The sequence below is a fragment of the Devosia sp. MDV22-iso42 genome (genome assembly GCF_058629155.1).
This window is the reverse complement of the sequence record NZ_JBZVWR010000007.1, coordinates 333,634-360,327: the sequence shown is the minus strand read 5'-3', so window position 1 is coordinate 360,327 and position 26,694 is coordinate 333,634. Positions and strand designations below refer to the sequence as shown.

The window sequence follows — 26,694 nt, the reverse complement described above, 5'->3', positions numbered from 1 at the left end:
GGCACCTGCCAAACTCAAGGTTTTCCGGGCGATTCCGGTTGTTCGACCAGCTAAGCGCCCCATGGTTAACGAATGGTTACAAATTACCCCTGTGCGGCAGATATTGCCGGGTAAGTTTTGCCGACCTTGTCCAGCATGACGCAGCAAGACGCATCCATCGATACGTCTATCTATATGATTTTATTAAAATTTCCGGGTTGGCATGGTTTCTGCAAGGTAAAAGGCGAGACCATCGGCTTGGGGAAGCAGGCGGTCTCGGGGATGTTAACACCGGGGATCAGCAATGATCGAAAATGCGCAACTGATAGGCCTGAGCCGGCAAATCGCGCTGCAGCGGCAGATGGATGTCGTGGCCAACAATATGGCCAACATCAACACGACCGGCTTCAAGGCCGAAGACCTGCTGTTCGAAGAATTTGTCATGCCGGTGGCTCGCGACCGGGATTTCCAGTCCGGCGATCAGCCGCTGAGCTATGTGCAGGATTGGGCCACCATTCATGATCTCTCGGGCGGCGCCATGGTGCAGACCGGCAGCGAGCTGGACGTGGCGCTCAATGGCGACGGCTTCTTTGCCGTGCAGACCCCGGCCGGCGAGCGCTGGACCAAGTCCGGCGCCTTCCAGCTTGACGCCGGCGGCACCCTGGTCGACGCCAATGGCAATCCCGTGCTCGGCGAAGGCGGCCCGATCAAGTTCGGTCCGGAAGAAACCGGCATCCTGATCGGCAAGGACGGCACGGTCAGCTCCAGTGCGGGCGCCAAGGGCAGCCTGCGCCTCGTCGAGTTCGACAATCCCCAGGCCCTGACGCGCGACGGCAGCAATCTATGGGCCGGCGGCACCCCGGTGGCCGCCACCAGCACCGGCGTCATGCAGGGCTTCATCGAAAAATCCAACGTCTCCGGCGTCACCCAGATGGCCGACATGATCCGCGTGCAGCGCGCCTATGAATCGGCCGCTTCGCTGGCCACCAAGCAGGACGAACTGCGCCGTTCTGCCATCCAGCGTCTTGGCGACGCCAACGCCTGAACCTGAGGACCGGCCATGAAAGCTCTCTATATCGCGTCGACCGGCATGAGCGCCCAGGAACGCAACGTTGAAGTCATCTCCAACAATATCGCCAATATGCGCACCACTGGCTACAAGCGCGCCCGTGCCGAATTCGAGGATCTGCTATACCAGCAGATCAACCGCGCCGGCTCGCAGAGTTCGGCCACCGGCTCGGTCATTCCGGCCGGCGTCGAGATCGGCTCGGGCGTGCGTACCGTCTCCACCCCGCGCATCATGAGCCAGGGCAGCGTCAACATGACCGAGGGCGAGCTCGACGTCGCCATTCGCGGCGAAGGCTTCTTCGGCGTGCAGATGCCCGACGGGCGCACCGCCTATACCCGCGACGGCTCCTTCGAGCGCTCACCCGATGGCGAACTGGTCACCTCCAACGGCTACCCCATCGATCCGGGCATCACCATTCCGGGTGACGCTACCTCGGTCGCCATTTCCCAGGATGGCATCATCTCGGCCTATGTCGGCACCGACAGCACACCGGTCCAGCTCGGCCAGCTCCAGCTCGCCCGCTTCGTCAACAAGTCGGGCCTGGAATCGCTGGGCGACAACTTGTTCATGGACACCCCGGCCAGCGGCCCCGCCCAGATCGGCGTGCCCAATGCCGACGGCACCGGCAATCTGATGCAGGGCTATCTCGAAATGTCCAACGTCAACTCGGTCACCGAAATCGCCGACCTCATCGCTGCCCAGCGTGCCTACGAGATGAACGCCCGCGTCATCTCCGGCGCTGACGAGATGATGCAAGCCACCAGCCAGCTGCGTTAAGGGAGCAGTCCAGATGATCATCCGCGCCGCTTTCGCCACGCTCACCCTGCTGCTGCTCGGCGCCACCGCCTTGGCCGCCCCCGCGCTCAAGGGCGACATCACCGTCACCGCCGGCGTCATCACCGTCGGCGACATGTTCGATGAGCCCGGTCTGGCCGCCGAAGACGCCCTGTTCCGGGCGCCCAAGCCTGGCACCACCGGCAATGTCACCCTGCGCGACATCCAGGCTGCGGCCGCCCGTATCGGCATTGATGCCTTCGAGACGCGCGGCCTCGACAGTATCCGCGTCAGCCGCGCCGCCACCATCATCAGCCAGGCCGAGCTGGCCGAACTGATCCGCGCCGACCTCGCCGATCGCGGTATTCTCACCGCTGGCATGAGCGCCAATACCCAGTTCGCCACGGCCTTCACCGCGCTCAACGCTGCAGCTGTCGACACCCCCGCAAGCCTCACCAGTCTGCGCTATGCGCCGGGCAACGGAACGTTCACCGCCCGCTTTGCCATTGCCGGCTTCGACCAGCCGCTCGATCTCTCCGGCTCGATCGAGCTGATGATCGACGCGCCGCACCTGGTCGCCAACACCGCCGCCGGCACCATCCTGACCCCCGACAACATCGTCATGCGGCCGGTGCCGCTGCGCTTTGCCGAGGCCAGCGGCGTCGCCCGGCTGCAAGACATTGTCGGCAAGGCGCTCAGCCGTCAGAGTCGCGAAGGCATGATGCTCAAGCCTGCCGATCTCAGCACCCCCCTGACCATCGCCAAGAACGACGCCGTCACCATCTATTTCCGCCGCGGCCCCATGACGCTGACCGTCAAGGGCCAGGCAGTCACCGGCGCCACCCTCGGAGCCCCGCTCCAGGTGCTCAACCTCATGTCCCGGCGCGTCATCAGCGCCACTGCCATCGCCGCCGGTGCCGTTGAAGTGAGCGCCGAACCGCTCGCTCTGGCCGGCCTCTAAAAGCTCTCGGGAGAAACCAAAATGACCATTCGCAAGCTCGCAACCCTCCTGACGCTGACCCTGGCCTTGGCCGGTTGCAGCACTGTCGATCGCCTGGCCAATGTCGGCAACGCCCCGGCCCTCAGCCCCATCGTCGACCCCACCACCACCGCCGGCTACCAGCCGGTCAACATGCCCATGCCGCAGGCCATTGCCGATACCTACCAGGCCAATTCGCTCTATCGCACCTCGGCCAAGGGCTTCTTCAAGGACGAGCGCGCCCACCGCATCGGCGACATTGTCACCGTCATCGTCACGGTCAATGACAGCGCCAAGATCGCCAACACCACCCAGTCGAGCCGCAACTCCACCAATTCGGCCGGCATGGGCGGCATTCTGGGCGGCATCGTCGACACCGCCTCGGCCGGCACCATCGACACGACCGATGCCGTCGACTTCAACTCCGGCATGGCCAATACCGGCAAGGGTTCGGTCAACCGCTCGGAAAGCCTGCAGACCTCGGTTGCCGCCATCGTCACCCAGGTCCTGCCCAACGGCAACCTGGTCATCGAGGGCCATCAGGAAGTGCGCGTGAACTTCGAAGTGCGCGACCTGGTCGTGGCCGGCATTGTCCGTCCCTCCGATATCCAGGCCAACAATACCATTCCCTCCTCCAAGATCGCCGAAGCCCGCATCGCTTACGGCGGCCGCGGCCAGATCACCGATGTCCAGCAGCCCCGCTACGGCCAGCAGGTGATGGACGCCATCCTGCCCTTCTAGCCGGTTTCCCCTTCCCATTCCTGGCTGCGCATTCCCCCAATGGTGCAGCCAGGCTCCCCGGCAGTGGTCAGAAGACCCTGCCCCGGCCGCTTCCAGAACCGAACCGGCCTCCCCGAGGCGCAGTCCCCCCGGTCTGCGCCTCATCCTTTTAGATGAGAACCCGGCGCAGTCCCCGGCTGCGCCTCTTCCCTTTCTGGCATCGGAAAATCCACTCCCGCTTATCCCCGCCCCTTCACCCCGTGCCATACTGCCCGCATCACCCCGCATGGGCGGCCTGCAGGCGAACAGTGGTGGGGTGAGCCGGGTGGAGGTTTTGCCTCTTCCACAGGTTCCACGCTTCGGTTGCGACAGGGCGAGCGACCCCTAGGACCGAACAGTTCCAAAAACCGGCACCCCGAGGCGGTTTCCGTCTCATTTTTAAATTTACCAGAGGCGAAAGCCGCCTCGGGGTCCGTCCGCACTGTGACAACCGCATTCAGGCGGGGCCTTGGCATGCTTGCTCCCCGGCGCGGGCTATGGAACACCTTGGCCTGATCTTTCCGGAGTCTGCCCCGTGTCTTTCCAAAAACTCGACGACCTTGGCCGCAAGCTTGAATCCCTCGAGCACGCTCTGTCCATTCTGGGAGCCGACGAGGCCACCCATATGGCCGTTGGCGGCGGCGAGAAGCGCGCCGAGGCCATGGCCAATCTGGCCGGCATGTATCACGCCCAGGCCACCGCGCCCGAGATCGCCGACTGGATCGAGGCCGCCCGGCCCGAAAGCGAGGACCAGCGTCTGGCAATCGCCGAGTTCAAACGCCAATATGTCAGCGCCACCTGCCTGCCCACCGAATTCGTCGAGCGCAAGACGGCTGCCACCATGCGCTCAGAACAGCTCTGGCGCGAGCTGCGCGCCAGGGGCGATTGGGACAGCTTCCTGCCCGCCCTTGAAGGCGTCATCACGCTGGTGCGCGAGGAGGCCCAGCTGCGCGCCGACGCGACGGGCCTCGCCCCCTATGACGCGCTGATGGACCAGTATGATCCTGGCAACCGCACCGCCGAGCTCGACCCGCTCTTTGCCGACCTCAAGAACTTCCTCAAGGGCTTCGTGCCCGAAGCCCTGGCCGCCCAGGAGGCCCGCCTCGCCAAACGCCCGCGCAAGACCCTGAACGCCCCCTATCCGATCGAAAAGCAGCGCGAACTGGGCCTGGCCGCCATGCGCGCCGTCGGCTTCGACTTCACCCATGGCTCGCTCGCCGTCTCGCACCACCCCTTCTGCGGCGGCGTGCCGACCGACGTGCGCATGACGACCCGCTACCGCACCGACGAGTTTCTGAGCTCCCTGATGGGCGTACTGCACGAAACCGGCCACGCCCTCTACGAGCAGGGCCTGCCCAAGGAATGGTCGCACTGGCCGCTCGGCAAGGCCCGCGGCATGGGCATCCATGAAAGCCAGAGCCTGTTCGTCGAGATGCAGCTCGCCCGCAGCCCCGAATTCTGGCACTTCGCTCTGCCCTTGGTGCATCAGCATCTGGGGCCCGATGCCATTCCCGGCTGGGAAGTCGCCGACGTGCTCAACGAGGTCAATTTCGTCGAGCGTGGCTATATCCGCGTCGATGCCGACGAGGTCACCTACCCACTGCACGTCATCCTGCGCTACGAACTGGAGCAGGACCTGGTCAATGGCACGCTTGAGGCCAGCCAGATCCCGCAGGCCTGGGACGCCAAGATGACCGACTATCTCGGCATTTCCACCATCAACGATCCCAAGGACGGCCCGATGCAGGACGTGCATTGGCCGGGCGGCGCCTTTGGCTATTTCCCCTCCTATACGCTGGGCGCCATGATCGCCGCCCAGCAATGGGCCACCCTCGAACAGGCCCAGCCCAGCCTGCGCAGCGACATCGCCAAGGGCGATTTCACCGGCGTCAACCAGTGGCGCGCCGACAACATCTGGAGCCAGGGCTCGCGCTGGTCGACCCCCGAGCTGATCACCAAAGCGACCGGTCAGCCGCTCAACGCCGACATCTTCAAGGCGCACCTCAAGCGGCGCTATCTGGCCTAGCTGCAAGCCCGTCACCCACCTGCAGTCCCCATCAGGGAGATGGATTGCAGGTGGGGCCCATGGGCTGGTCGCCCCAAACTTGACATCTCAGCCGCCTTCCCTATTTTCCCCACCACACGCAGCACTGACCGGACGGTACCCAATGGATTGCACGATGACCGACTGCCTCACCCGCATCGCTCATCTGGAATCCGTCCATGCCCGCATCCGTTTCCCTGCACCAGTTCTCCTGGTCCACGCCCGATAACCAGCCGCTTTTCACCGATCTCGAGCTCTCCTTCGGCCCCGGCCGCACCGGCCTGATCGGCCGTAACGGCACAGGCAAATCCACCTTGCTCCGTCTCATTGCCGGACTTGTCCCCCCTGCCGCCGGATCGGTTACCCTTGCCGGATCAATCGGCATGCTGGAGCAGTCCGTGCAGGTGGCGGAGGACCTATCCATTGGCGAACAGCTCGGCGTCGCCGCCGGCCTGGCTTTGCTCGACCGGCTCGAACAAGGTCTGGGCACCATCGACGACGCCGGCGCCGCGGACTGGTCGCTGCCCGGCCGCATGGAGGCGGCCCTGCATCAGGTCGGCCTGCCCCAACTCGCCCCCGAGCGGCGCCTCGAAACGCTGAGCGGCGGCCAGCGCACCCGCCTGGCGCTGGCCCGACTGATCCTGGCCCAGCCCGACATCATCCTGCTCGATGAACCCACCAACAATCTCGACGCCGATGGCCGCCAGGCGGTGGCCGACCTGCTCCGGTCCTGGCGCGGCGCCGCCATCGTCGTCAGCCATGACCGCGCCCTGCTGCGCGAAATGGACGCCATCGTCGAACTGACCAGCCTGGGCGCCCGCAGCTATGGCGGTAACTGGGATCTCTATGCTGAACGCAAGGCATTGGAGCTGGCCGCGGCCGAGCACGATCTGGCCACCAGCGAACGCAAGGTTGCCGAGATCGACCGCAAGCTGCAGGCCGTGGCCGAGAAGAAGGCGCGCAAGGACGGCGCCGGCAAGCGCAAGGCGGCACGCGGCGACATACCCAAGATCATGCTGGGCGGCATGAAGGAGAATGCCGAAAATACCAGTGGCGAGGGCGCGCGCCTGGCCAGCCGGCTGCGCGGTGATGCCGACGCGGCCGCCAACGCCGCCCGGGCCAAGGTGGAAGTGCTGACGCCCTTGACCGTGACCTTGACATCTACTGGCCTACCCAAGGGCCGCACCGTGCTGCAGGCCGACACGCTCAGCGGCGGCCCCGACCGCGCCAATCCGGTCATTCGCGACTTCTCCCTGCATCTGGCCGGCCCCGAACGCGTCGCCCTCACCGGCCCCAATGGCTCGGGCAAGACCAGCCTGTTGCGCCTGCTCACCGGCGACCTGATGCCCCTGTCCGGCGCCGCCCGCATCCACGTCCCCTTTGCCCTGCTCGACCAGACCGTCAGCCTGCTCGATCCGACCCTCAGCATTCGCGACAATTTTCGCGTCCTCAATCCCGCGGCTGACGAGAATACCTGCCGCTCGGCTCTGGCCCGCTTCATGTTCCGCGCCGATGCGGCGCTGCAATCGGTTGGCACGCTCAGCGGGGGCGAAACCCTGCGCGCGGGCCTCGCCTGCACCATTGGCGGCAATGCCCCGCCGCAACTGCTGATCCTGGACGAACCGACCAATCACCTCGACATCGACGCCATTGCCCAGGTCGAAGCCGGGCTGCGCGGCTATGACGGCGCCCTGCTGGTGGTCAGCCATGACGCGGCCTTTCTCGACGCCATCGGCATCACCCGCAGCATCACCTTGGGCGCTACCCCAATGCTGAACCCAGGCTGAATTGCGGGTTCAGGCCCGGTTCGGCGGCACGGATCTATCTCTGGGTTATCGGCAAGAAGCGCTTCGCCGGGAGCGCAGCCATCCAGGAGAGCCACCATGAAGCGCACCATCATCACCACCGCGATCGCCGCCCTCATCGCCGTCAGCGCCGTGCCCACCATGGCCAATGATGTCTTCATCAACCAGTATGGCTTCAGCCAGAGCGCCGGCGGCAGCCAGACCGGCTGGTTAAACCGCATCGGCGTGCAGCAGCGCGGCAACTGGAACACCGCCACCGGTCGCCAGACCGGCGATCGCAATATCGGCGCCATCGGCCAGCAGGGCAATTACAACCGCGCCGAAACCATCCAGCGCGGCAACCGCAACGCCGCCGGCATCGGCCAGTTCGGCAACAACCATAATGCCGTCGTCAGCCAGGACGGCAATGGCAACATCACTGCTGGCGTACAGGTCGGCAATGGCTGCAACGCCAATGTCGTGCAGGGCGGCTCGGGCAATGTCACCGCCTTCGTGCAGGTCTGCGACTAATCCCCGCCTGCGGAAGCGGTACTAGCCTTCCGTCATCTGCAACCACCGCCACTTCAAGGAGTAACGCCAATGACCAAGCTTACCCGCGCCCTGCCCCTGCTTGTCGGCCTGGGCCTGGCTGCTCTTGCCGCAACGGCCGGCCTGGCCGGCCCCGATGGCAGCGCCGTGCAGTGCGAAATTGTCGAGCATAGCCAGAACGGCATGCGCACCATCGAGGCCATGGTCACCAGCCCCAAACCGGCCAGCGGCGACTACCGCCTGGCCATGGAAAGCCGGGGCGGCGGCAATTCCTCGAGCATCAGCCAGGGCGGCAGGTTCACCGTCCCGGCCAACCAGACTATTGCCATCGGCCAGATGATGATCGCGGAGGATGCGCGCTACAGCGTTGATTTCTCGATCACCCTGGATGGAAAGACCATCGACTGCACCCAGCCCGGCGCCCGCTTCACCTGATTGAGGGCACCGCCCGGTGGCTGAACGGCAAATGAACGTCGCGCTCCGAGCCGGTTCAGCCACCCGGGCCTAACCTGCCATCATCAGCCGCACAGCAACGCCACCAGGAGGACCTGCCATGCCCGCCACCTTCATCAAGACCCTTGCCACCGCTGCCACAGCCCTGGTCATCAGCGTCGCCAGCCTGTCGACACCCGCCATGGCGGGCGGCCAGTTCAGCTTCAACTTTGCGCCGCAGGGCGCTCAGGAGCAGCAGGTTCTCGGCCTCGGGCTCTTGGCGCTCGCTTTGGTCAACGGCGTATCCGAACCCGGCGCCACCGTGCGGCAGAACGGCAACTTCAACAGCGCCGGCTTCAACCAGCAGGGCCGCAACAATACCGGCCTGATCGTGCAGGATGGCAATGGCCACCAGGGCGCCATCGACCAGCGCGGCGACAACAACAATTGCGCTCTCTTCCAGTTCGGCAATAACAGCCAGGGCCAGTGCGGCCAGTTTGGCGATAACCAGTCGGGCATCACCACCGTGTTCGGCTTCTGATCACCAGCAGGCGCGCCACAGGACGAGGTCAGCCGGCCTCGTCCTGCTCTGGCCTTTACAACAGCCATTCATATCGATAAATCTCGATATATGGAATCAATTCGTGCCCTTGATGTCTTCACCGCGCTCTCGCAGGCTACTCGCCTCGACGCGTTTCGGCTCATCATGGCCCAGGAGCCTGACGGCCTCCCCGCTGGCGAGATCGCCCGCCAGCTCGATGTGCCGCAGAATACCATGTCGACCCATCTGGCCATCCTGACCCGCGCCGGCCTGATCGAGGCCGAGCGCCAGGGCCGCACCATCGTCTACCGCGCCGTGCTGGAGCGGGTGCGCGAAATCGCCAATTTCCTCGTGCAGGACTGCTGTGGCGGCCGCCCGGAACTCTGCAATCCCCTCATCGCCGATATCACCCCCTGCTGCACCCCCAAGGAGGCGCACCATGTCTGAGCGTGTCTATAACGTCCTGTTCCTGTGCACCGGCAATTCGGCCCGCTCCATCCTGGGCGAGGCCATCATGAACCATCTCGCCGACAAGCGCTTCCACGCCTTTTCGGCCGGCTCGCACCCCAAGCCCGACGTAAACCCGATGACCCTTGAAACCCTCGCCAAGGCCGGCATCGCCACCGATGGCCTGCGCTCCAAGCCCTGGGACGAATTCGCCGGGCCCGATGCCCCGGTCATGGATTTCATCTTCACCGTCTGCGACGACGCCGCCGGCGAAACCTGCCCGATCTGGCCCGGCCACCCCATGACCGCCCATTGGGGCATCAGTGACCCGGCAGCGGTTTCCGGCCCCGAATTCAAGCAGCGCGCCGCCTTTGAGGACGCTATGCGCTTCATGCGCAACCGCATCATGGCCTTTGCCAGTCTGCCCCATGCCTCGATCGACCGGCTGGCGCTCAAGGCCAGGCTCAAGGATATCGGCGCCATGGAAGGCTCCACCAGCAAACCCGCCAGCGTGGCCTGATCCATGTCCATCTTTGAACGCTATCTCTCGGTCTGGGTGCTCCTGGCCATTATTGCCGGCATCGGCTTGGGCCAGGTCGTGCCGGGCGTTTTCGCTGGCCTCGCCGCCCTCGAAATCGCCCAGGTCAACCTGCCCGTCGCCATCCTGATCTGGGCCATGGTCTACCCCATGATGATCGCGGTGGATTTCGGCAGCCTGCATCGCATTGCCGAGGAACCCAGGGGCCTCGTGGTCACGCTGGTCGTCAACTGGCTGATCAAGCCCTTCACCATGGCGCTGCTGGGCGTGATCTTCTTCAAGGGCGTCTTCGCCGCCTGGATCCCGCCGGCCGATGCCGATGGCTATATTGCCGGGCTGATCCTGCTCGGCGCCGCGCCCTGTACTGCCATGGTCTTTGTCTGGTCGCAGATGATCCGCGGCGACGCCAATTATACCCTGGTCCAGGTCAGCCTCAACGACGTCGTCATGGTCTTTGCCTATGCGCCGATCGTCGCCCTGCTGCTGGGCGTCACCGACATTGCCGTGCCGTGGGAAACCCTCATCCTCTCGGTCCTGCTCTATATCGTGGTGCCGCTCGCCGCCGGCATCCTGACCCGTCGCCTGCTGCTGGGTGCCGACGGCGCCTCGACGCGCCTCGACGCCTTCATCGCCCGGCTCAAGCCCGCTTCCATGAGCGGCCTGATCGCCACGGTGGTGCTGCTGTTCGGCTTCCAGGGCAATGTCATCCTCGCCCAGCCGCTGATCATCGCCCTGATCGCCGTGCCCCTGCTGATCCAGTCTTATGGCATCTTCGCCATTGCCTACGGCGCCGCCTGGGCCCTGCGCATCCCGCATCGCATTGCCGCCCCCTGCGCCATGATCGGCACATCCAACTTCTTCGAGCTGGCGGTGGCCGTCGCCATCAGCCTCTATGGCCTGTCATCCGCAGCGGCCCTGGCCACCGTGGTCGGCGTGCTGGTGGAAGTGCCCGTCATGCTCTCGCTGGTCGCGCTGGCCAACCGGACGCGCACGGCCTTTGACGCCAATGCCGCCCAGAACCCCAAGGAAAAGCCGGCCCAATGACCGTCACCATCTACCACAATCCCGAATGCGGCACCTCGCGCAACACCCTGGCGATAATCCGCCAGTCCGGCGTCGAGCCAGTTGTCATCGACTACCGCACCAGCCCGCCCAGCCGTCCGCGCCTGCAGCAGCTGATCGCCGATGCCGGCCTCACCGTGCGTCAGGCGATCCGCCAGAAGGACACGCCCTACGCCGACCTTGGCCTCGACAATCCCGCACTGTCCGATGACACCCTGCGCGACGCCATGCTGACCCATCCCATCCTGATCAACCGGCCCTTTGTCGAGACGCCGCGCGGCGTGCGCCTGTGCCGTCCGTCCGAGCTGGTCCTCGATATCCTGGAAAACCCCGAAATCGGCCCCTTCACCAAGGAAGACGGGGAAGTCATCATCGACTCCGAAGGCCGGCGTCTTGTCTGATCTGCCCAATATCCACGACGCCGCCTTCGCCATCCCCGACCTGTCCCAGCTCGCCGACCGCCCCATCGGTCACAAGCCGCGCATCCTGATGCTCTATGGCTCGCTGCGCGAGCGCTCCTATAGCCGCTTTTTGACATTCGAAGCGCAGCACCTGCTCGAAGCCTTTGGCGCGGAAGTAAAAATCTTCCACGCCAATGGCCTGCCGCTGCCCAATGACGCGCCCGACACCCATCCCAAGGTGGTCGAGCTGCGTGAACTGATGCTGTGGTCGGAAGGTCAGGTCTGGACCAGCCCGGAGCGACACGGTGCCATGAGTGCCGTGCTCAAGGCGCAGATCGACTGGATCCCCCTGCCCGGCGGCTCGATCAGGCCCACGCAGGGCCGCACCCTGGCCGTCATGCAGGTTTCCGGCGGCTCGCAATCGTTCAACGCCGTCAATCAGATGCGCATTCTGGGGCGCTGGATGCGCATGGTCACCATTCCCAACCAGTCCTCGGTGGCCAAGGCATTTCAGGAATTTGACGAAGCCGGGCGCATGAAGCCCTCGTCCTATTATGATCGCGTGGTCGATGTGATGGAGGAACTGGTCAAGTTCACCCTCGTCAATCGCGGCATCGCCGATTACCTGACCTCGCGCTACAGCGAGCGCAAGCAGGCAGCCGAAAAGCAACAGTCGGTCGTCGATGCCGCCAAGGCATAGCCCTGATCAGGTCTGAACCGCGGGGAGACTGGCCCACCCAAAAAGGCCCGCATCGCTGCGGGCCCCTGAAAATCTCGTTGCTCTCTATTCGTCGCGATAGACCTTTTCGCGACGCTCATGCATTTCCTGGGCTTCCAGGCTCAGTGTGGCAATCGGTCGAGCATCCAGCCGCGCCAGGCCGATCGGGTCGCCGGTCTCCTCGCAATAGCCGTAGCTGCCATCCTCGATGCGCTTGAGCGCAGCATCGATCTTGGAAATCAGCTTGCGCTGGCGGTCGCGCGTCCGCAGTTCGAGCGACCGGTCGCTTTCCGAACTGGCGCGGTCGGCCATGTCCGGATGGTTCTGGTTCTCTTCCTGCAGGCTGTCCAGCGTCTCCCGGCTTTCGCGCAGGATATCTTCCTTCCACGCATTCAGCTTGCCGCGAAAATATTCGCGCTGGCGCGGGTTCATGAACGGCTCGTCGTCACTGGGCCGGTATTCCACTACTTCTGCAATCGAAGTCATCGGCAGACTCAACTCCAATGTGCCCCTGAGCGCGCGTTATATGCGTGCTTGGCGACCCTCGCAAGCGTCCAAATTCGCTGTGCTTAATATGCAAAATTGCCTGCGCGTCAGGCGCATAGCCGATCATCGACAACATTTTGATGACTGCGCTCAAACCGCCGGATAGCGGCCGAGCTTGGCGAGTTCCACCCGGACCCGCAGATCGATGTCGTCAAGCACGGCGTCGAGCGCCGGATCGCCACGTTCGCGCACCTGGCCCAGCATGGCGCTCAAGGCGTCGAGGCGCTCCGCACTCACCTGTCCGACCAGCAGATCGGCCTTGATGTCATCAAGCGCGTCGAGCAACGTCCGCCCCCGTCGCAGGGCCTTCTTTTTGCCCTCGAGCGGTCCGTCCACCGCCTGCAGTGCCAGGATCGCCTCGATGCCGGTCGTGCCGGCCACCGGCGCCGAACCGGCCATCCGAGACGGGCCGTCCGTCCCCGCTGGCACAAAGTCCGCACGGGCGCCGGAACGGCCCGAAGAACCGCTCTTGCCGACGCCCGAAGTGCGATTACTAGTGTCTATGCGCAACGGCTGGACTCAAATCATGTCGATGACGTATCGGCAAAATCTGCCGCAACCCCTTAACAAGGCCTTAACGAACCCGGCAAGAATTGCTCACTGACCGTCACCCCGCGCCACCCGCAACCCCATATTCTCAATATCAACGTTTAATATCAAATAGATAGATTGACGATAGCGAACTGGCACAGTTTTCGCAATGCAGTACCCGAATGCCACGCCATGGGGATGGTGCGGCCAAGATCCGGGGACCAGCATGACCAGAACACTGATACCAAGATTGATCGGGGCGGCGCTCTACGCCGCCGTGGCGCTGCTCCCGACCGTCCCGGCCCATGCCGCGGCTGCCCGGATCAAGGATATCGTCAGCTTCGAAGGCGTGCGCGACAACCAGCTGGTCGGATACGGTCTCGTCGTCGGCCTCAACGGCACCGGCGACAGCCTGAACAATGCACCCTTCACCAAGCAGTCGCTGCAATCCATGCTGGAGCGCCTGGGGGTCAATACTGCCGGCGAGAATGTCCGCACCGCCAATGTCGCCGCCGTCATGGTCACCGCCAACCTGCCCGCCTTCGGCACGCAGGGTACGCGCCTTGACGTGTCGGTGGCCGCTTTGGGCGACAGCGACAGCCTGCAGGGCGGCACCCTGCTGGTCACGCCCCTGCTGGCGGCCGACGGCGAGGTTTACGCCATTGCCCAGGGGCCGGTGCTGATCAACGGCTTCAGCGCCGGCGGCGATGCCGCCAGCATTGTCTCTGGCGTCCCCACCACCGGCCGCATTGCCTCTGGCGCCCTGATCGAGCGCGAGATCGACTTCCACCTCGGCGCCCAGACCTCGCTGCGACTGGCTTTGCGCAACCCGGACCTGACCACGGCCCGCCGCATCGCCATGGCCGTCAACGACTTCATCGGCGCCCCCACCGCCACACCCGAAGACCCCGCGACCGTGCGCGTGACCATTCCGCCGGGCTTCAACGGCAATATTGTCGACCTGCTGACCGATATCGAGCAGCTGATGGTCGAGACCGACCAGACCGCCAAGATCGTCATCGACGAGAATTCCGGCATCATTGTCATGGGCAAGGATGTGCGCGTCTCCAGCGTTGCCGTTGCGCAGTCCAACCTCACCGTCACCATCGCGGAAAACCCCACCGTGGTGCAGCCCAACCCCCTGACCACGGCCCAGACCGCCGTCGAGCCCAATACCCAGATCAATGCCAACCTCTCGGAAACGGCGCTCGCCGTCGTCGATGATTCCGTCACGCTGCAGCAACTGGTGGACGGCCTCAACGCCTTGGGCATTTCACCCCGCGACCTGATCGCCATCCTGCAGGCCATCAAGGCCACTGGCGCCCTGCAGGCCGAAATCGAGGTGATCTGATGGATCCGCTCACCATCGGCCGCACCGTCTCCAGCCTCACCCCCGGCCAGATTGCCAAGGTCCGCCAGCAGGCCGAGGAATTTGAGGGTGTCTTCCTCAATACCCTGACCAAGCAGCTGTTCTCCTCCATCAAGACCGACCAGTCGGCCATGGGCGGCGGCTTTGGCGAGGACACCTGGCGCTCGATGCAGGCCGAACAGATCGCCGACACCATGGCCCAGAATGGCGGTCTGGGTATTGCCGAACAATTGCTGCCCGACCTGCTCGCCATGCAGGAAGCGGCCAATAACCAGAACAAGATCATGCCGACGCCCGGAGCCTATAAATGACCGCTGCAGCCCGCCTCGCCGCCCTCGACAATCTGCCTGCCAGTGAGCTGTGCCAGATGGCGGAAACCGCTTTGGCCGCCCTGGTCAACGTCATGAACCAAGAAACCACCCTGCTGCGCGCCGGCCATCTGCGCCAGGCCAGCGTGCTGACGCCAGACAAGGCGCGGTTGGCGCAGGACTATGTCGGCTTCGCCCGCGCCGTGCAGCGCCAGACCGAGCGGCTCAAGCGCGAGGCGCCCCAGGCCATCGACCGTCTGCGGCACGGGCACGAGGCGCTGGCGACACAGATGGCCGAGAACTTGCGCGTCCTGGCCACCGCCCGCACCGTCACCGAGGACATCCTGACCGACGTCGCCCGCATTGTCGGCCAGCAGGACAAGGCCAAGGCCTATGGTCGTGCCGGCACGATAACAGCAGACCCCGCCAATTCCGCGCGCGGGATCGCAGTCAACCGCGCCCTTTGACTCGGACTATTTTGACTCAACTTTAAGCAAACCAAGTAATCGATTCTAAGAACATTTGTCGCAACGCTATCCGATGGCATTTTGTTGATGCGAGGATAGCGTCATGATCAGTCCAGTAATGCCCCACGCCGGCTTGTCGGGGTCACTCGCGCTACCGGAAGTTCGCCAGCGGCCAGCCGCCGGCGAGCGGCCGATTCTGGCCGACAGCACGCCGAGCATCGAAAAGTCCTCGACAGCCAGTAATGGCGGCCAGTTTCCCAAGTCCGATCGACAGCCCAGCGAAGACGTCAGGCCGAGCCCGCCGGATCGCGATCGCACCTCTACCTTTGCCGCTGCGGTCATTGCGGGCGCCCTGTCGCCCACGCCCCAGACCATGGAACAACTGATCATCCGCATCGGCGCCAGTACCATTCCCGAGGAGTCCCAGGCCCGGCTCAAGGACCTGATCGCCTGAGCCGGCTGTCGGCATGCGCCACGCGCACTGCCCTTGCCGGCTTCCTTAACAAACCATGACTGGCGCCACGCGGCGCTCCCTCGCAAAGCCCCGGCCTCCGGGGCTTTTTGCATTTCAGCGAGAAGATAACCTTGTTGGAATTTGCCCAAAATTTCAGCGTCCATTTAACGCTTCTTTAGAGGCTGCCGGATGATTGTGGGGATGCCTCAGAAAGAGGCGTTGTTTTGAGTACTCCTAGAAAAGGACCAGTACTATGGCTGATATTTCTCTCTCGAAAGCCGTTCGCGCCAACCTTAATTCGCTGACATCGACTGCCTCGATGATGGCTGAGACGCAGAACCGCCTCTCCACCGGCAACAAGGTCAACTCGGCTCTCGACAATCCGAGCAACTGGTTCACCGCCAAGGGCCTCAACAACCGCGCTGGCGATCTCAACCAGCTCCTCGACGGCATGGCTAACGGCATCCAGACCCTCAAGGCTGCGGACAATGGCCTCTCGGCCATGACCAAGACCCTTGAATCGATGCAGTCGACCCTGCGTCAGGCTCGCCAGGACAAGTCGTTCAACACTGAATCGCTGACGCTTGACACGATCAATCCCAACAGCCCGACCCTCGGCAAGCTGAGCGTCTCCGGCGGCGCCGTCGGCAGCCAGATCGATATCGATCTGACCAAGACCGGCACCGGCAAGGCCATCTCGACCGCTGCGGCTTACGTCGCACCAACCGGCACCGCTGTGAAGTCCAGCGTGCTCAGCACCGGCACCGCAATCACCTATGACGCGACTGCCGGCGTCGGCACCTCCGAAAACGCCCGCGTCTTCGACATCGCCTTTGGCGGCAAGACAGCCAGCATCAACCTGGCCTCCGATGCGACCCGTGACACCAACACTAAACTGGTTACCGAGCTGAACGCACAGATCGCTGCAAGCGACCTGGCCGGCAAGGTAATCGTCACCGAAGCAACCGGCCTTCTCAAGATTGAGGCGGTTGACACCGGTGACGGCGACGTGACGGTATCCGGCACGGACGCGACTACCACTTTCGGTGCAACTCCGACTTCCGTTGCCGGCACCGACGGCAAGACGACCTTCACCGTCAATGGCAAGGCCGTCGAACTCACCAGTGCTGCCACCGGCACTACCTCGGGTGACACGCTGGCTCACGCCATTGAGTCAGTCAACACGCAGCTCGGTGCCGACTCCAAGTTCCAGGCCTACAGCGATGCAGGCAAGCTCGGCCTGCGTGCAGTATCCGACGAGGCTGGTACACTGAGCGTCGGTGGCTCAGATGCCAAGCTGTTTGGCACCCTCACCGCCGGCGTCGCTACTGGCGCCGACAAGACTGGCCTGAACTTCGCCCGTAGCGTCGATGATCTGGTCAGCGTGATCAACGCCAATGCCAACCTTGATGGCAAGGTGCGTGCCTCCAACGACAACGGCAAGCTGCGCCTTGAAAACCAGTCCACCCAGGACTTGAAGATCACGGGTAAGAACGCCACTTCGGGCGAACTCGATGGTTCGACTGGTACGTCGACCATCAAGGGCAACTCCGTCCGCACCGGCCTGGCCGATCAGTTCAACGAACTGCGCGATCAGCTGGACAAGCTGGCTGACGATGCCTCCTTCAACGGTATCAACCTGCTCCGTGGCGACAAGCTGGCCATCACCTTCAACGAAACCGGGACGTCCTCGATCGACATCCAGGCCAAGGAAGGCAAGACAGTCAACTCCGCAAACCTCGGCGTGGCCACCACCATCGAAGCCAAGGACCTCGACAGCGACACCAACATCGATGCCGAGCTGAGCAAGCTGAAGACCGCCCTCAACGACGTGCGTTCGCAGGCTTCGAGCTTTGGTTCGAATCTTTCGATCGTGCAGGGCCGTCAGGACTTCACCAACTCGATGATCAGCACCCTCCAGGATGGCGCTGGCAACCTGACCCTGGCTGACATGAACTCGGAAGCCGCCAATCTGCTGGCGCTTCAGACCCGTCAGTCGCTGGCTTCCAACTCGCTCTCGCTGGCCAGCCAGCAGGACCAGTCGGTTCTCCAGCTGATCCGTTAAGCTTCAGAAATAACTGAGCTTTATTGAGAAGGGGCGGACCGCAAGGTCCGCCCCTTCCTATTGCGCCCGACCCGGCATCACACCAATTCGGCATCATCTGTTAAGGGAGATTGATGCGAACTTAATTTGCTTTCCCTGACATTGGCGGCCTCGGTTAACACCCCATTAATAAAGTTGCTGTTAACCATATTGCAACGGGGCCGCGACGGGCCCAGGGCAAGGATCGCATAGATGTCAGATATTTCACTCTCAAAGGCCGTCCGGTCGAATCTTCTTGCGCTGCAGGGCACGGCCGACATGATGGCGACCGCCCAGAACCGGCTCTCCACCGGCAACAAGGTCAATTCGGCCCTTGATAATCCGAGCAACTGGTTCACCGCCAAGGGCCTGACCAACCGGTCGAGTGATCTGAATGCCCTCATGGATTCCATGGCCAATGGCATCCAGACCCTCAAGGCCGCGGATAATGGCCTTTCGGCCATGACCAAGACCCTCGAATCGATGCAGTCGACGCTGCGCCAGGCGCGTCAGGACAAGTCATTCAACACCGAGTCTCTTACGCTCGACGCAATCAACCCCAACAGCCCCACCCTCGGCAAGCTGAGCGTCTCCGGCGGCGCCGTTGGCAGCCAGATCGATATCGATCTGATCAAGACCGGCACCGGCAAGGCTCTCTCGACCACTCTTCCCTATGTCGCACCGACGGGTACCCCTGTTAAGTCAAGCGTGCTAAGCACCGGCACGGCAATCACCTATGACGCGACCGCGGGCGTCGGCACCTCAGAAAACGCACGCGTCTTCGACATCAGCTTTGGTGGCAAGACGTCCGCCATCAACCTAGCGTCCGATGCGACGCGTGACACCAACACCGAACTCGTTGCCGCGATCAACGGCCAGATCGCCGCCAGCGACCTCGCCGGCAAGGTTATTGTTACGGAGGCCGCGGGGCTTCTCAAGATTGAAGCGGTTGCCACCGGCGACGGCGACGTGACAGTGTCTGGCACCGATGCGACAACCACTTTCGGCGCCACTCCGACACTCGTGGCCGGGACCGACGGCATCACCAGCTTCACCGTCAATGGCAAGGCCGTCAGCCTGACATCGGTGACCGGTGCCGACTTGGCCACCGCTATCGCCAGTGTCAACACCCAGCTGGGTACGGACTCCAAGTTCCAAGCCTACAGCGATGCCGGCAAGCTCGGCCTGCGTGCCGTAGCAGACGAGGCGGGCACGCTGACGGTCGGCGGTTCGGATGCCAAGCTCTTCGGCACCCTGACAAATGGCGCCGCCGCAGGCACTGACAAGGCTGGCCTGAACTTCGCCCGCACCGTCGACGATCTGGTCAGCGTGATCAACGCCAATACCAGCCTCGTCGGCAAGGTTCGCGCCTCCAACGACAACGGCAAGCTGCGCCTCGAAAACCAGTCCACCACCGATATGGTGATCGGCGGCAAGAACACCACTTCTGGTAAGCTCGATGGCACGGCGGGCACCTCGACCGTCAGGGGTAACTCTGTCCGCACCGGACTGGCCTCACAGTTCAACGAGCTGCGCGACCAGCTCGACAAGCTGGCCGATGACGCCTCGTTCAACGGCATCAACTTGATGCGTGGCGACAATCTCACCATCACCTTCAACGAGACCGGCACGTCCTCAATCGACATCCACACCAAGGACTCCAAGACCATCAACTCGGCCAACCTTGGAGTGCCAACCTCGCTGCAGGCCAAGCAGCTCGACAGCGATACCACCATCGATGGTCTGCTGGACGACATGAAGGCCGCTCTCAACGAGGTGCGTTCCCAGGCATCGACCTTCGGTTCCAACCTGTCTATCGTGCAAAACCGCCAGGACTTCACCCGCGCGATGATCGACACCCTCGAAACCGGTGCGGGCAACCTCACCCTTGCCGACATGAACGAGGAAGCCGCCAACCTGCTGGCCCTGCAGACCCGCCAGCAGCTGTCGTCCAACTCGCTGTCGCTGGCCAGCCAGGCCGATCAGTCGGTGCTGCAGCTGCTGCGTTAAGCCGCCAACCAGTCCGACAGTGCATTACGGCGGGCCCAGGCCCGCCTTTTTGCTTTCCCACCGCCAAATGCGGTGGACCCGGCTCCGCCATTGCGAATCGCAAATCGCCCGTTAAGACTACTCATCTGGGAAAATTCAGAGCGACACCAACGACTAACACCGAGCAGTCTCGCTCGTACCGCGATCTCTACACTGACGAACAGCGTCAGAAGGACGCCACGGTGGCGTCGACAATATTTGGGCCTGTCAGCCTGCTGGGTTCGGGAAATAGATGGCAGATATTTCACTGTCCAAGGCAGTCCGCTCCAACCTCCTTGCTCTCAAGGGGACGGCAGACATGATGGCCGTCGCCCAGAACCGGCTGTCTACCGGTAACGAGGTCAATTCGGCTCTTGATAACCCGAGTAACTGGTTCACAGCGGCGGGCCTGAGCAACCGCTCCAGCGACCTCAATGCGCTGATGGACTCCATGGCCAACGGCATCCAGACGCTCAAGGCCGCCGATAATGGCCTGTCGGCCAAGACCCTGGAGTCAATGCAGTCGACCCTGCGTCAGGCCCGTCAGGACAAGTCGTTCAGTACTGAATCGATGTCTCTGGCCAAGATCAATGCCAATGACCCTGCTTTGGGCAAACTCACGCTCTCGGGAGGTGCAGTAACCAACGCGGTTGATATCGCCCTTGTTAAAACCGCCAAGGGCGACAGCAAGGCGATGGACGCTGGCTACGCCGCGCCAGCGCCTGCTGCCAAGGCAAGCTACCAGGCAGACAGCGGCATTGGCGCATTGAGCCCCGCCGAAGCTTCTGGCGCGATTAACCTGTCACTACGGTTCGCTGATGGCCCGGTTCTGCCAATCAGCATTGCGCCCGCCGCCCGCACCACAACCGAGCTGCGGGATGCGGTTCAGGCCCTGGTCGATGCATCGCCCGCCTATGCGGGCAAGATCGACTTCAAGGAATCGCCCGCCGGCCACTACAAGTTTGAAACGACGGGCACGATTGACGGTGCATTCGTGATCGGCGGCACGACGCATGATCGCATGTTCGGCGACTCTGTTATTCCTACCCAGGTACCCTTGGCCGTCACCGGCTCAAATGGCACCCATGACTTCACCGTCAACGGCCACAAGATCAGGCTGGACACCACGACCGGGGCCGATCTCGACACCGCAATCGCCAGCGTCAATGCTCAGTTGGGTGACGACAGGACCTTCGAGGCCTATCGGGAGCTCGGTGGCAAGCTGGCTTTGCGCGCCATCGCCGACGATGCCGGCGCGCTGCAGGTCGGTGGTGCCGATGCCGGATTGTTCGGCAACCCCACCAATCGGATTGTGGCGGGAACCAATGGCGACCTCGTTTTCGCGCGCAGCGTCGATGAGATGGTAAATGCCGTCAATGCCAGCACCGAGCTCCAGGGCAAGGTTCGCGCCTCCAACGATAGCGGCAAGCTGCGCCTTGAAAACCAGTCCACCACCGACCTGATGATTGAAGGCAAGAACGCGACGTCAGGCAAGCTGGACGGCACTGCGGGCACATCCACCGTAAAGGGTAATGCCGTCCGCACCAGCCTGGCCGAGCAATTCAATGAACTGCGCGATCAGCTCGACAAGCTGGCCGATGATGCGTCCTTCAATGGCGTCAACCTGATGCGCGGCGACAACCTGACCATAACCTTCAACGAGACCGGCACCTCCCTCATCGATATCCGGACCGAGGATGGCCAGGCCATCAATGCATCCAGCCTGGGCGTTCCGACGTCGCTGCAACCCAGCCAGCTCGACAATGACACGGCAATCGATGGACTGCTGGGCGCCATGACCGCGGCGCTCAATATGGTTCGCACCCAGGCCTCCACCTTCGGCTCCAATCTGTCTATCGTGCAGAACCGCCAGGATTTCACCAGGGCGATGATTGATACCCTCAAAACGGGTGCCGGCAACCTGACGCTCGCCGACATGAATGCGGAGGCCGCAACCCTGTTGGCCCTGCAGACCCGCCAGCAGCTGTCGTCCAACTCGCTGTCCCTCGCCAGCCAGGCCGACCAGTCGGTACTGCAGGTGCTTCGTTAAGCACGCTGCAAGCGTGAAACGCGGCCAAAGCGGCCGTCGTCCTCACTTGATTGTTTTCAACGGTGTGGCGCGCTAGAGGTCAAGAATAGAACCCGAATCTGGGAGACCGGTACCATGGCGCTCAAGGTTGAACTCAAGCCCGGCGAGAGACTGCTGGTGGGCAATTGCATCATCACCAATTCCGACCAGCGCACGCGGCTGTTCATTGACGGCAAGTCGCCTATCCTGCGCGAAAAGGATATTCTGACCCCGGCCAAGGCCAACTCCCCCGCCAAGCGCATCTATCTGGCGGTGCAACTGATGTATATCGACGACGATATCGGTGCCACGCAGGAGACCTATTTCGGACTCATCAAGGAGTTCGTGACAGCTGTCCCGTCGGCCACTGAAATAGTCAATGAAATCAATAACGAGATATTAACCGGGGCTCTCTACAAAGCTCTGAAGGCCGCGCATCGGCTGATTGAGTATGAACAGGATCTCTTGAAACATGCACCAGCAGGGCGCCCACGCTTACCAGCAGACGACCAAGGCAGTTGAGAACCCGCGCGAGCGTGAATCCGCCCTGTTGATGAAAGCCGCAGCCGGCATCCAGCGCGTCAAGGATGAATGGGCGACGGGCACGCGTGACGAGCTCAAGACCGCCCTGACCTTCAATCGCAAGCTGTGGACCATCTTTATGGCGGCGGTGACCAAGGAAGACAGCCTCCTGCCCCAGGAAATCCGCCAGAACATTGCCAATCTGGGCCTGTTCATCCTCAACGAAACCCGTGAAATTCTGCTCGAGGCTGATCCCGCTCCGCAGCGTCTCGACATTCTGGTGCGTCTGAACCGGCAGATCGCCACCGGCCTGCGCGGCGCCTGATCCAGACTACGTCAAAATGCAAAACCCCCGCATCGCTGCGGGGGTTCTTGTTTGCCAGGCTGCCATGCCAGGCATTGCTACATATATTTGGACAGGCTGAGCTGGCTGACCATGGAGGTGACCTGGTAGCTGGCCTGCAGACGCGTCTGCAGCGCCAGGATTTCCATGGCCACGTCTTCCTTGCTCACCGTTTCGACATCGCTGAGCAGATTGTCCAGTTGCGCCTTGTAGTCGGTATGGCGGGTCGTGGCGCTTTTCAGCGAGTTTCGGGCAATCGCCAGTTCCATGGTCAGGATCTCTATCGAGCCGCGCTCGGAATTGTGCGACTCCGACAACTGCAGTTGCTGCCGCCGCGCCATCGCGTCATAGCGCGCCTTTGAATCGGCCTCGGTGCCAGCATCGGTATCCAGAAAGTTTTCCACCGACATCGAGGCCAGGCTGCGCACCAGGCGCAGCATGCCGGACTCATTGGCTTCGATGCCATAGGCCACGCGTGTCGTGTCATCGATCTGGGAGGTAACCGTCGCGCGTGGATTGCCTTCTGCTGCCATGGCTGCCTCTGTCGCCACAAGCTTGAGCGCCTTGGCAAAGTTCGCGGCCGTCTCGTTGGCATCGCTGCCGATGGAAAACTGCCCCGCCCCCGCCTTGCCGCTGACAGCCGTGAGGGTCAAGGTGCGCGTGCCGCCCCCGGGTTCGGCCAGTGTCACGTTGACGGCTTCATTGGGAGCCAGGGCGGCGTCGAACTGGAAGCTTACCGTGCTGCCCTCGGTCGCGGTGGCAGCGGTATAGGTCGTATCGATATTGGCCGTATCCGCCGACACCCCGGTAATCTTGAAACCGTAATTGTCCGACAGCGGAAAATCGCCGGACAGCGTCACCGTATCGCCTGTCGTGCCGATCTGCATCCGCCCCAGGCCTTCGGCCGCAACCGCCGGAGACTGGCCCTGGTACCACATGATGGTATCGCTCTCATCGGCGACCCGTAACGCTGTTGCCGTTGCAGGATTGCCGCCTGCAACACGCAGCACGGGTTCACCGGGACCGTTGAAGAAACTCTCCGACGCCACGAAGTTCGAGGCAGCAGACAGCTCTTTGGATGCGACGTCACTGAGCTTGGCGTCGAGCGTCGCCTGGAAGTTTATCGCCGTGGTTTCGGCATCGGCGCCAATGACGAATTCATCCACCGATGGCGGCACCGCTGCAGTCTCGACGGCCCGCAGGGTAATCTGCGTCTCGGTCCCATCCGGCAGAGCGAAGCCCATCGTGATGGTGTTGCCCGCCACGATCAGGTCAGGCACCTCGGCAAAGGTTACGTCCAGGCTCTTGGCCGTGGCAGGGACGGTTGCCACCGGCGCGGTGTAGGTCAGGGCAGTGTTGGGCGCCGTCGTCGAGATGTTGGAAAGCTTCATCCCGAACGGATGCAACCCATCTTCAGCCAGCGATACCGTCGATGTGCCGACTGTATGCCCCGTCGTCAGACGCCCATTGCCCAGCGTGCCGGCATCGGCCGCCCGGCGCTCGCTGAGTACGGCCTTGAACCCCGCCTTCCCGCCCTGCCCTTCGAGCAGCGTCGTGGTGTCAGGCACCGGTGCGCTGTCGGTATTGGAGCCGCCGAATAGGTAGCGCCCGTTGACGTCCGAATTCAGCAGCGTCACCAATTCGTCCAGCCGCGCCTTCGACAGGCTCGGCAGGGTGGCCATGTTGATATTGTTGGTCCCGTACTGTCCCTGCACCGCTGAGTTGCGCGCCTCGCTCTCCATTGTGTCAAAGCGGGACAAGGTCTTGTCGAGAAAGCTCATACGCAGATCGACCGTGGCGATATTGGCCGTGAAGCCCTCGATCTTCGCCAGCCGCGAGCGCACCGACAGCGACAGCGGCAGATCCCGCCCCATATCGGCCAGCGTCGACGCCTTCATGCCCGTACCAAGCTGCATCTGCAGATTGGCAAAGCGATCCTGCATCTTGGTGATGACGCCAAACCCGGTCTGCAGCGGGAACATCGATTTGTTGACGATCATCTCACGCTACTCCATCAAACCGAGGCCAGCAGGGCATCGAGCAATTCCTTGACCACCGAGATCACCCGGGCATTGGCGGAATAGGCATTCTGCAATTCCATCAGCCGCGCCATTTCCTCATCGAGGTTGACACCATACTCAGTCTGCATCTGGTCCGAGATGGTATCGAGCGTCAGTTGCCGGTCGTCGGCCTTGGTCAGCGCCGCGTTAATGCTCGCGCCCTGAAAACCGATGACCTGGCCGATCACTTCACTGAGTTTGCCGGTCAGCTGGAACTTGCCCGCATTGGCCGCCGGATTGCCACCAGAGGTGAAGCTCATGCTGGCCAGTTGATCGATGATGTAATTGGCCCGGTCAGCGTCGCCCAGCGTGCCGCCCACCTCGTGCTGCACCATCAGTTTGTTGTCGGCCAGAATGGCGGTGTTGACCGAGATGCGGGCGGCAAAACCCTGCTTCTGCGGTGGATCGCCGTCCAGGTTGTTGGTGTAGACGGCGTTACCCTGGTCAACGAACAGGTTGAAGGCGAGACCCGCGCCCTGCAGACCCGTCGAGGTCGATCGCGCCACTGCACTCTTGACGTCGGTATTGCCCGTCGCGCCATCATCAAGGATGCGCAGATTGCCCGCCCCGGTACTGGTTATCGCCAGTCCCGGCAGCTTGGCGCTCAGAGCCGCCGCTGCCGCCGTGGAATTGCCCGACAGGTCGATGCCGATCACGCGCTGGCCCGAGGCATCCTTGTAGTCCACCGGGTCAGTGGAATTGACCACGCGGACCTGCTTGCTGACGCCCCCTTCGGTATAGCTGAACAGCACGTCATTGCCGGGCTTGAGCGCGGAGAGGTCAATGTCGAAGCCGGTTGCGGGCGGCACGGCGCCATCGGACGCCGCAACGCCGGGATTCTTGACTGTCGAGAAGGCCAGCGCCAGACCCGACGCGATTTCGTCAAGTTGTTCCTGTGCCTCGACCAGGGTCTTGTCCCGCAGGGTGACCAGTCCACCCAATTCGCCGCCCTGTAGCACCCCCTGCGTAACCAGATCGATCGTCAGACCCGAAGGCGTCGTCAGCGTCAGCTTGCCGACCTTGGTCGCTGCCGAATTCGGATCAAAGACCGAATTGGCCGAGAGGCTGCCGGCGCTTTCGAAGCTGAACGTGGAGACGCCATTGTCGAGCAGGCCGACGCCGGAGCGGGTCATCAGCGCGACAGTGCCATCGCCACGATAATCGGCCCGCACGTCGATCAGTTCGGCCACCGATCCCACCAGGCGATCGCGCTGATCCAGCAGGGCGCTGCGGGCACTGTCGGTCATGCCCAGATCGAGCATGCGGCTGTTAACCTCGGCCAGCGAGTTCAGCATGCCGTTCATGTTGTGGACATCGGAGGCGATCTGCCCCTCGGTTTCCTGTCGCATGCCCTGGATAGTGCTGGAGAGCCGGTTCAGCGTTTCGGCCATGGTCTGCGCCGACGCTACCGCGTTGGCGCGCGAGGTGTAGTCGTCTGGGCTTGTGGCAATGGCCTGCAGCGAATTCTGCAGGTCGCCGAAAATGGTATCCAGCGATCCGGTCGAGCCGGGTTTACCCAGGAAACCCTGGACGCGGTTGAGGTAGTTGGCCTGTACGGACGAGTTGGCGGTGTCGGACACCTGCCGGTTGTAATAGGTCTGCAGGCTCGTATTGAACGCCCGATTTGCCCCCACGCTGCGTGCATAGGTGCTCGTCTGGGCATTGTAGTCGACGACGTTGAGGGACTGCTTGTGATAGCCCGGCGTGCCGGAATTCGAGATGTTGCGGCTGACCAACGCCAGCGAGTCCTGATTGACCTTCAGACCAGACACAGCATTGGTAAGGGATGTCGTCAGACCCATATCACGGGCTCCTCGCAGAGGGACGGGGCCCGGAGCA

General features: G+C 63.0%; 27 protein-coding genes. 23 read left to right on the top strand and 4 right to left on the bottom strand.

Translation table 11 applies throughout. The features are described from left to right. Positions 1–283: 283 nt before the first annotated feature. The 14 genes from flgF (at position 284) to arsH (ending at position 12,058) form a co-directional block, all read left to right on the top strand. Positions 284–1,024, top strand: a complete 741-nt coding sequence (flgF, locus tag AC4NN3_RS09220; RefSeq protein WP_491926799.1) for a flagellar basal-body rod protein FlgF — start codon at positions 284–286, stop codon at positions 1,022–1,024. A gap of 15 nt (positions 1,025–1,039) precedes the next feature. Beyond that, entirely contained in the window at positions 1,040–1,825 is a 786-nt protein-coding gene (gene flgG, locus AC4NN3_RS09215) for a flagellar basal-body rod protein FlgG (protein ID WP_193335335.1), read from the top strand. A 13-nt stretch (positions 1,826–1,838) separates the two neighbouring features. Beyond that, positions 1,839–2,783 (top strand): flagellar basal body P-ring formation chaperone FlgA, encoded by a 945-nt coding sequence (gene flgA / locus AC4NN3_RS09210; protein WP_491926798.1) that lies wholly within the window; start codon positions 1,839–1,841, stop codon positions 2,781–2,783. A gap of 21 nt (positions 2,784–2,804) precedes the next feature. Then, positions 2,805–3,542: a flagellar basal body L-ring protein FlgH gene (gene flgH, locus AC4NN3_RS09205; RefSeq protein WP_491926797.1), complete on the top strand. Its 738-nt coding sequence runs from the start codon at positions 2,805–2,807 to the stop codon at positions 3,540–3,542. A 553-nt stretch (positions 3,543–4,095) separates the two neighbouring features. Further along, a complete protein-coding gene (locus tag AC4NN3_RS09200) occupies positions 4,096–5,586 on the top strand; it encodes a carboxypeptidase M32 (protein ID WP_491926796.1) in 1,491 nt (496 codons plus the stop codon). 197 nt (positions 5,587–5,783) lie between these two features. Further along, positions 5,784–7,391 (top strand): ABC-F family ATP-binding cassette domain-containing protein, encoded by a 1,608-nt coding sequence (locus tag AC4NN3_RS09195; protein WP_491926795.1) that lies wholly within the window; start codon positions 5,784–5,786, stop codon positions 7,389–7,391. Between the two features lie 96 nt (positions 7,392–7,487). After that, complete coding sequence (locus AC4NN3_RS09190; RefSeq protein WP_491926794.1) at positions 7,488–7,919, top strand: curlin; 432 nt, start codon at positions 7,488–7,490, stop codon at positions 7,917–7,919. A 69-nt stretch (positions 7,920–7,988) separates the two neighbouring features. Further along, a complete protein-coding gene (gene csgH / locus AC4NN3_RS09185) occupies positions 7,989–8,372 on the top strand; it encodes a curli-like amyloid fiber formation chaperone CsgH (protein ID WP_491926793.1) in 384 nt (127 codons plus the stop codon). 118 nt (positions 8,373–8,490) lie between these two features. Continuing rightward, entirely contained in the window at positions 8,491–8,910 is a 420-nt protein-coding gene (locus AC4NN3_RS09180; protein ID WP_491926792.1) for a curlin, read from the top strand. Positions 8,911–9,000: 90 nt separating this feature from the next. Then, a complete protein-coding gene (locus AC4NN3_RS09175) occupies positions 9,001–9,357 on the top strand; it encodes an ArsR/SmtB family transcription factor (RefSeq protein ID WP_491926791.1) in 357 nt (118 codons plus the stop codon). Next, on the top strand, positions 9,350–9,877 hold the full coding sequence (locus tag AC4NN3_RS09170; RefSeq protein ID WP_491926790.1) for an arsenate reductase ArsC: 528 nt from the start codon (positions 9,350–9,352) through the stop codon (positions 9,875–9,877). The genes AC4NN3_RS09175 and AC4NN3_RS09170 overlap by 8 nt, the downstream gene beginning before the upstream one ends. Positions 9,878–9,880: 3 nt before the next feature. Further along, positions 9,881–10,939 (top strand): ACR3 family arsenite efflux transporter, encoded by a 1,059-nt coding sequence (arsB, locus tag AC4NN3_RS09165; protein ID WP_491926789.1) that lies wholly within the window; start codon positions 9,881–9,883, stop codon positions 10,937–10,939. Beyond that, positions 10,936–11,358 (top strand): arsenate reductase (glutaredoxin), encoded by a 423-nt coding sequence (arsC, locus tag AC4NN3_RS09160; protein ID WP_491926788.1) that lies wholly within the window; start codon positions 10,936–10,938, stop codon positions 11,356–11,358. Before arsB ends, arsC begins: the two co-directional genes overlap by 4 nt. Next, a complete protein-coding gene (gene arsH / locus AC4NN3_RS09155; protein WP_491926787.1) occupies positions 11,351–12,058 on the top strand; it encodes an arsenical resistance protein ArsH in 708 nt (235 codons plus the stop codon). The genes arsC and arsH overlap by 8 nt, the downstream gene beginning before the upstream one ends. An 84-nt stretch (positions 12,059–12,142) precedes the next feature. Here the strand turns inward: arsH and dksA are convergent, their stop codons facing one another. Next, complete coding sequence (gene dksA, locus AC4NN3_RS09150; RefSeq protein ID WP_193335323.1) at positions 12,143–12,562, bottom strand: RNA polymerase-binding protein DksA; 420 nt, start codon at positions 12,560–12,562, stop codon at positions 12,143–12,145. Positions 12,563–12,712: 150 nt separating this feature from the next. Next, positions 12,713–13,132, bottom strand: a complete 420-nt coding sequence (locus tag AC4NN3_RS09145; RefSeq protein WP_491926786.1) for a flagellar assembly protein FliX — start codon at positions 13,130–13,132, stop codon at positions 12,713–12,715. Between the two features lie 247 nt (positions 13,133–13,379). Here AC4NN3_RS09145 and AC4NN3_RS09140 point away from each other — a divergent pair, with 247 nt between their 5' ends. From AC4NN3_RS09140 to flaF, 9 genes are all read left to right on the top strand, one after another. Then, a complete protein-coding gene (locus AC4NN3_RS09140; RefSeq protein WP_491926785.1) occupies positions 13,380–14,504 on the top strand; it encodes a flagellar basal body P-ring protein FlgI in 1,125 nt (374 codons plus the stop codon). After that, positions 14,504–14,833 (top strand): rod-binding protein, encoded by a 330-nt coding sequence (locus tag AC4NN3_RS09135; RefSeq protein ID WP_491926784.1) that lies wholly within the window; start codon positions 14,504–14,506, stop codon positions 14,831–14,833. The genes AC4NN3_RS09140 and AC4NN3_RS09135 overlap by 1 nt, the downstream gene beginning before the upstream one ends. Beyond that, a complete protein-coding gene (locus AC4NN3_RS09130) occupies positions 14,830–15,297 on the top strand; it encodes a flagellar protein FlgN (RefSeq protein WP_491926783.1) in 468 nt (155 codons plus the stop codon). The genes AC4NN3_RS09135 and AC4NN3_RS09130 overlap by 4 nt, the downstream gene beginning before the upstream one ends. A 103-nt stretch (positions 15,298–15,400) precedes the next feature. Beyond that, positions 15,401–15,751, top strand: coding sequence for a hypothetical protein (locus AC4NN3_RS09125; protein WP_491926782.1), 351 nt, complete (start codon positions 15,401–15,403; stop codon positions 15,749–15,751). Positions 15,752–16,004: 253 nt separating this feature from the next. Next, positions 16,005–17,816 carry a flagellin N-terminal helical domain-containing protein gene (locus AC4NN3_RS09120; protein WP_491926781.1) on the top strand — a complete coding sequence of 604 codons (1,812 nt, stop codon included), beginning with the start codon at positions 16,005–16,007 and terminating at the stop codon, positions 17,814–17,816. Positions 17,817–18,047: 231 nt separating this feature from the next. Continuing rightward, a complete protein-coding gene (locus AC4NN3_RS09115) occupies positions 18,048–19,844 on the top strand; it encodes a flagellin N-terminal helical domain-containing protein (protein WP_491926780.1) in 1,797 nt (598 codons plus the stop codon). A gap of 271 nt (positions 19,845–20,115) precedes the next feature. Beyond that, positions 20,116–21,912 (top strand): flagellin N-terminal helical domain-containing protein, encoded by a 1,797-nt coding sequence (locus tag AC4NN3_RS09110; RefSeq protein WP_491926779.1) that lies wholly within the window; start codon positions 20,116–20,118, stop codon positions 21,910–21,912. A gap of 114 nt (positions 21,913–22,026) precedes the next feature. After that, the gene (gene flbT / locus AC4NN3_RS09105) at positions 22,027–22,452 is read left to right on the top strand and encodes a flagellar biosynthesis repressor FlbT (RefSeq protein WP_491926778.1); all 426 of its coding nucleotides are present in this window, start codon (positions 22,027–22,029) and stop codon (positions 22,450–22,452) included. Next, complete coding sequence (gene flaF / locus AC4NN3_RS09100) at positions 22,403–22,777, top strand: flagellar biosynthesis regulator FlaF (protein ID WP_491926777.1); 375 nt, start codon at positions 22,403–22,405, stop codon at positions 22,775–22,777. The genes flbT and flaF overlap by 50 nt, the downstream gene beginning before the upstream one ends. Before the next feature lie 77 nt (positions 22,778–22,854). On the opposite strand, the gene AC4NN3_RS09095 is transcribed toward flaF, so the two are convergent. Beyond that, positions 22,855–24,795 carry a hypothetical protein gene (locus tag AC4NN3_RS09095; protein ID WP_491926776.1) on the bottom strand — a complete coding sequence of 647 codons (1,941 nt, stop codon included), beginning with the start codon at positions 24,793–24,795 and terminating at the stop codon, positions 22,855–22,857. Between the two features lie 14 nt (positions 24,796–24,809). Next, the gene (flgK, locus tag AC4NN3_RS09090) at positions 24,810–26,657 is read right to left on the bottom strand and encodes a flagellar hook-associated protein FlgK (RefSeq protein ID WP_491926775.1); all 1,848 of its coding nucleotides are present in this window, start codon (positions 26,655–26,657) and stop codon (positions 24,810–24,812) included. Positions 26,658–26,694: the final 37 nt, after the last annotated feature.

Excerpts from the sequence above, each read along its gene's own strand:
- flgH (WP_491926797.1), top strand. The coding sequence starts at position 2,805 with ATGACCATTCGCAAGCTCGCAACCCTCCTGACGCTGACCCTGGCCTTG.
- AC4NN3_RS09125 (WP_491926782.1), top strand. The coding sequence starts at position 15,401 with ATGATCAGTCCAGTAATGCCCCACGCCGGCTTGTCGGGGTCACTCGCG.
- AC4NN3_RS09130 (WP_491926783.1), top strand. The coding sequence starts at position 14,830 with ATGACCGCTGCAGCCCGCCTCGCCGCCCTCGACAATCTGCCTGCCAGT.
- dksA (WP_193335323.1), bottom strand. The coding sequence starts at position 12,562 with ATGACTTCGATTGCAGAAGTAGTGGAATACCGGCCCAGTGACGACGAG.
- AC4NN3_RS09120 (WP_491926781.1), top strand. The coding sequence starts at position 16,005 with ATGGCTGATATTTCTCTCTCGAAAGCCGTTCGCGCCAACCTTAATTCG.
- flgG (WP_193335335.1), top strand. The coding sequence starts at position 1,040 with ATGAAAGCTCTCTATATCGCGTCGACCGGCATGAGCGCCCAGGAACGC.
- flgA (WP_491926798.1), top strand. The coding sequence starts at position 1,839 with ATGATCATCCGCGCCGCTTTCGCCACGCTCACCCTGCTGCTGCTCGGC.
- flaF (WP_491926777.1), top strand. The coding sequence starts at position 22,403 with ATGCACCAGCAGGGCGCCCACGCTTACCAGCAGACGACCAAGGCAGTT.
- AC4NN3_RS09115 (WP_491926780.1), top strand. The coding sequence starts at position 18,048 with ATGTCAGATATTTCACTCTCAAAGGCCGTCCGGTCGAATCTTCTTGCG.
- arsC (WP_491926788.1), top strand. The coding sequence starts at position 10,936 with ATGACCGTCACCATCTACCACAATCCCGAATGCGGCACCTCGCGCAAC.
- flgK (WP_491926775.1), bottom strand. The coding sequence starts at position 26,657 with ATGGGTCTGACGACATCCCTTACCAATGCTGTGTCTGGTCTGAAGGTC.
- flbT (WP_491926778.1), top strand. The coding sequence starts at position 22,027 with ATGGCGCTCAAGGTTGAACTCAAGCCCGGCGAGAGACTGCTGGTGGGC.
- arsB (WP_491926789.1), top strand. The coding sequence starts at position 9,881 with ATGTCCATCTTTGAACGCTATCTCTCGGTCTGGGTGCTCCTGGCCATT.
- csgH (WP_491926793.1), top strand. The coding sequence starts at position 7,989 with ATGACCAAGCTTACCCGCGCCCTGCCCCTGCTTGTCGGCCTGGGCCTG.
- AC4NN3_RS09180 (WP_491926792.1), top strand. The coding sequence starts at position 8,491 with ATGCCCGCCACCTTCATCAAGACCCTTGCCACCGCTGCCACAGCCCTG.
- AC4NN3_RS09175 (WP_491926791.1), top strand. The coding sequence starts at position 9,001 with ATGGAATCAATTCGTGCCCTTGATGTCTTCACCGCGCTCTCGCAGGCT.
- AC4NN3_RS09095 (WP_491926776.1), bottom strand. The coding sequence starts at position 24,795 with ATGATCGTCAACAAATCGATGTTCCCGCTGCAGACCGGGTTTGGCGTC.
- AC4NN3_RS09140 (WP_491926785.1), top strand. The coding sequence starts at position 13,380 with ATGACCAGAACACTGATACCAAGATTGATCGGGGCGGCGCTCTACGCC.
- flgF (WP_491926799.1), top strand. The coding sequence starts at position 284 with ATGATCGAAAATGCGCAACTGATAGGCCTGAGCCGGCAAATCGCGCTG.
- AC4NN3_RS09190 (WP_491926794.1), top strand. The coding sequence starts at position 7,488 with ATGAAGCGCACCATCATCACCACCGCGATCGCCGCCCTCATCGCCGTC.
- AC4NN3_RS09110 (WP_491926779.1), top strand. The coding sequence starts at position 20,116 with ATGGCAGATATTTCACTGTCCAAGGCAGTCCGCTCCAACCTCCTTGCT.
- AC4NN3_RS09135 (WP_491926784.1), top strand. The coding sequence starts at position 14,504 with ATGGATCCGCTCACCATCGGCCGCACCGTCTCCAGCCTCACCCCCGGC.
- AC4NN3_RS09195 (WP_491926795.1), top strand. The coding sequence starts at position 5,784 with ATGCCCGCATCCGTTTCCCTGCACCAGTTCTCCTGGTCCACGCCCGAT.
- AC4NN3_RS09170 (WP_491926790.1), top strand. The coding sequence starts at position 9,350 with ATGTCTGAGCGTGTCTATAACGTCCTGTTCCTGTGCACCGGCAATTCG.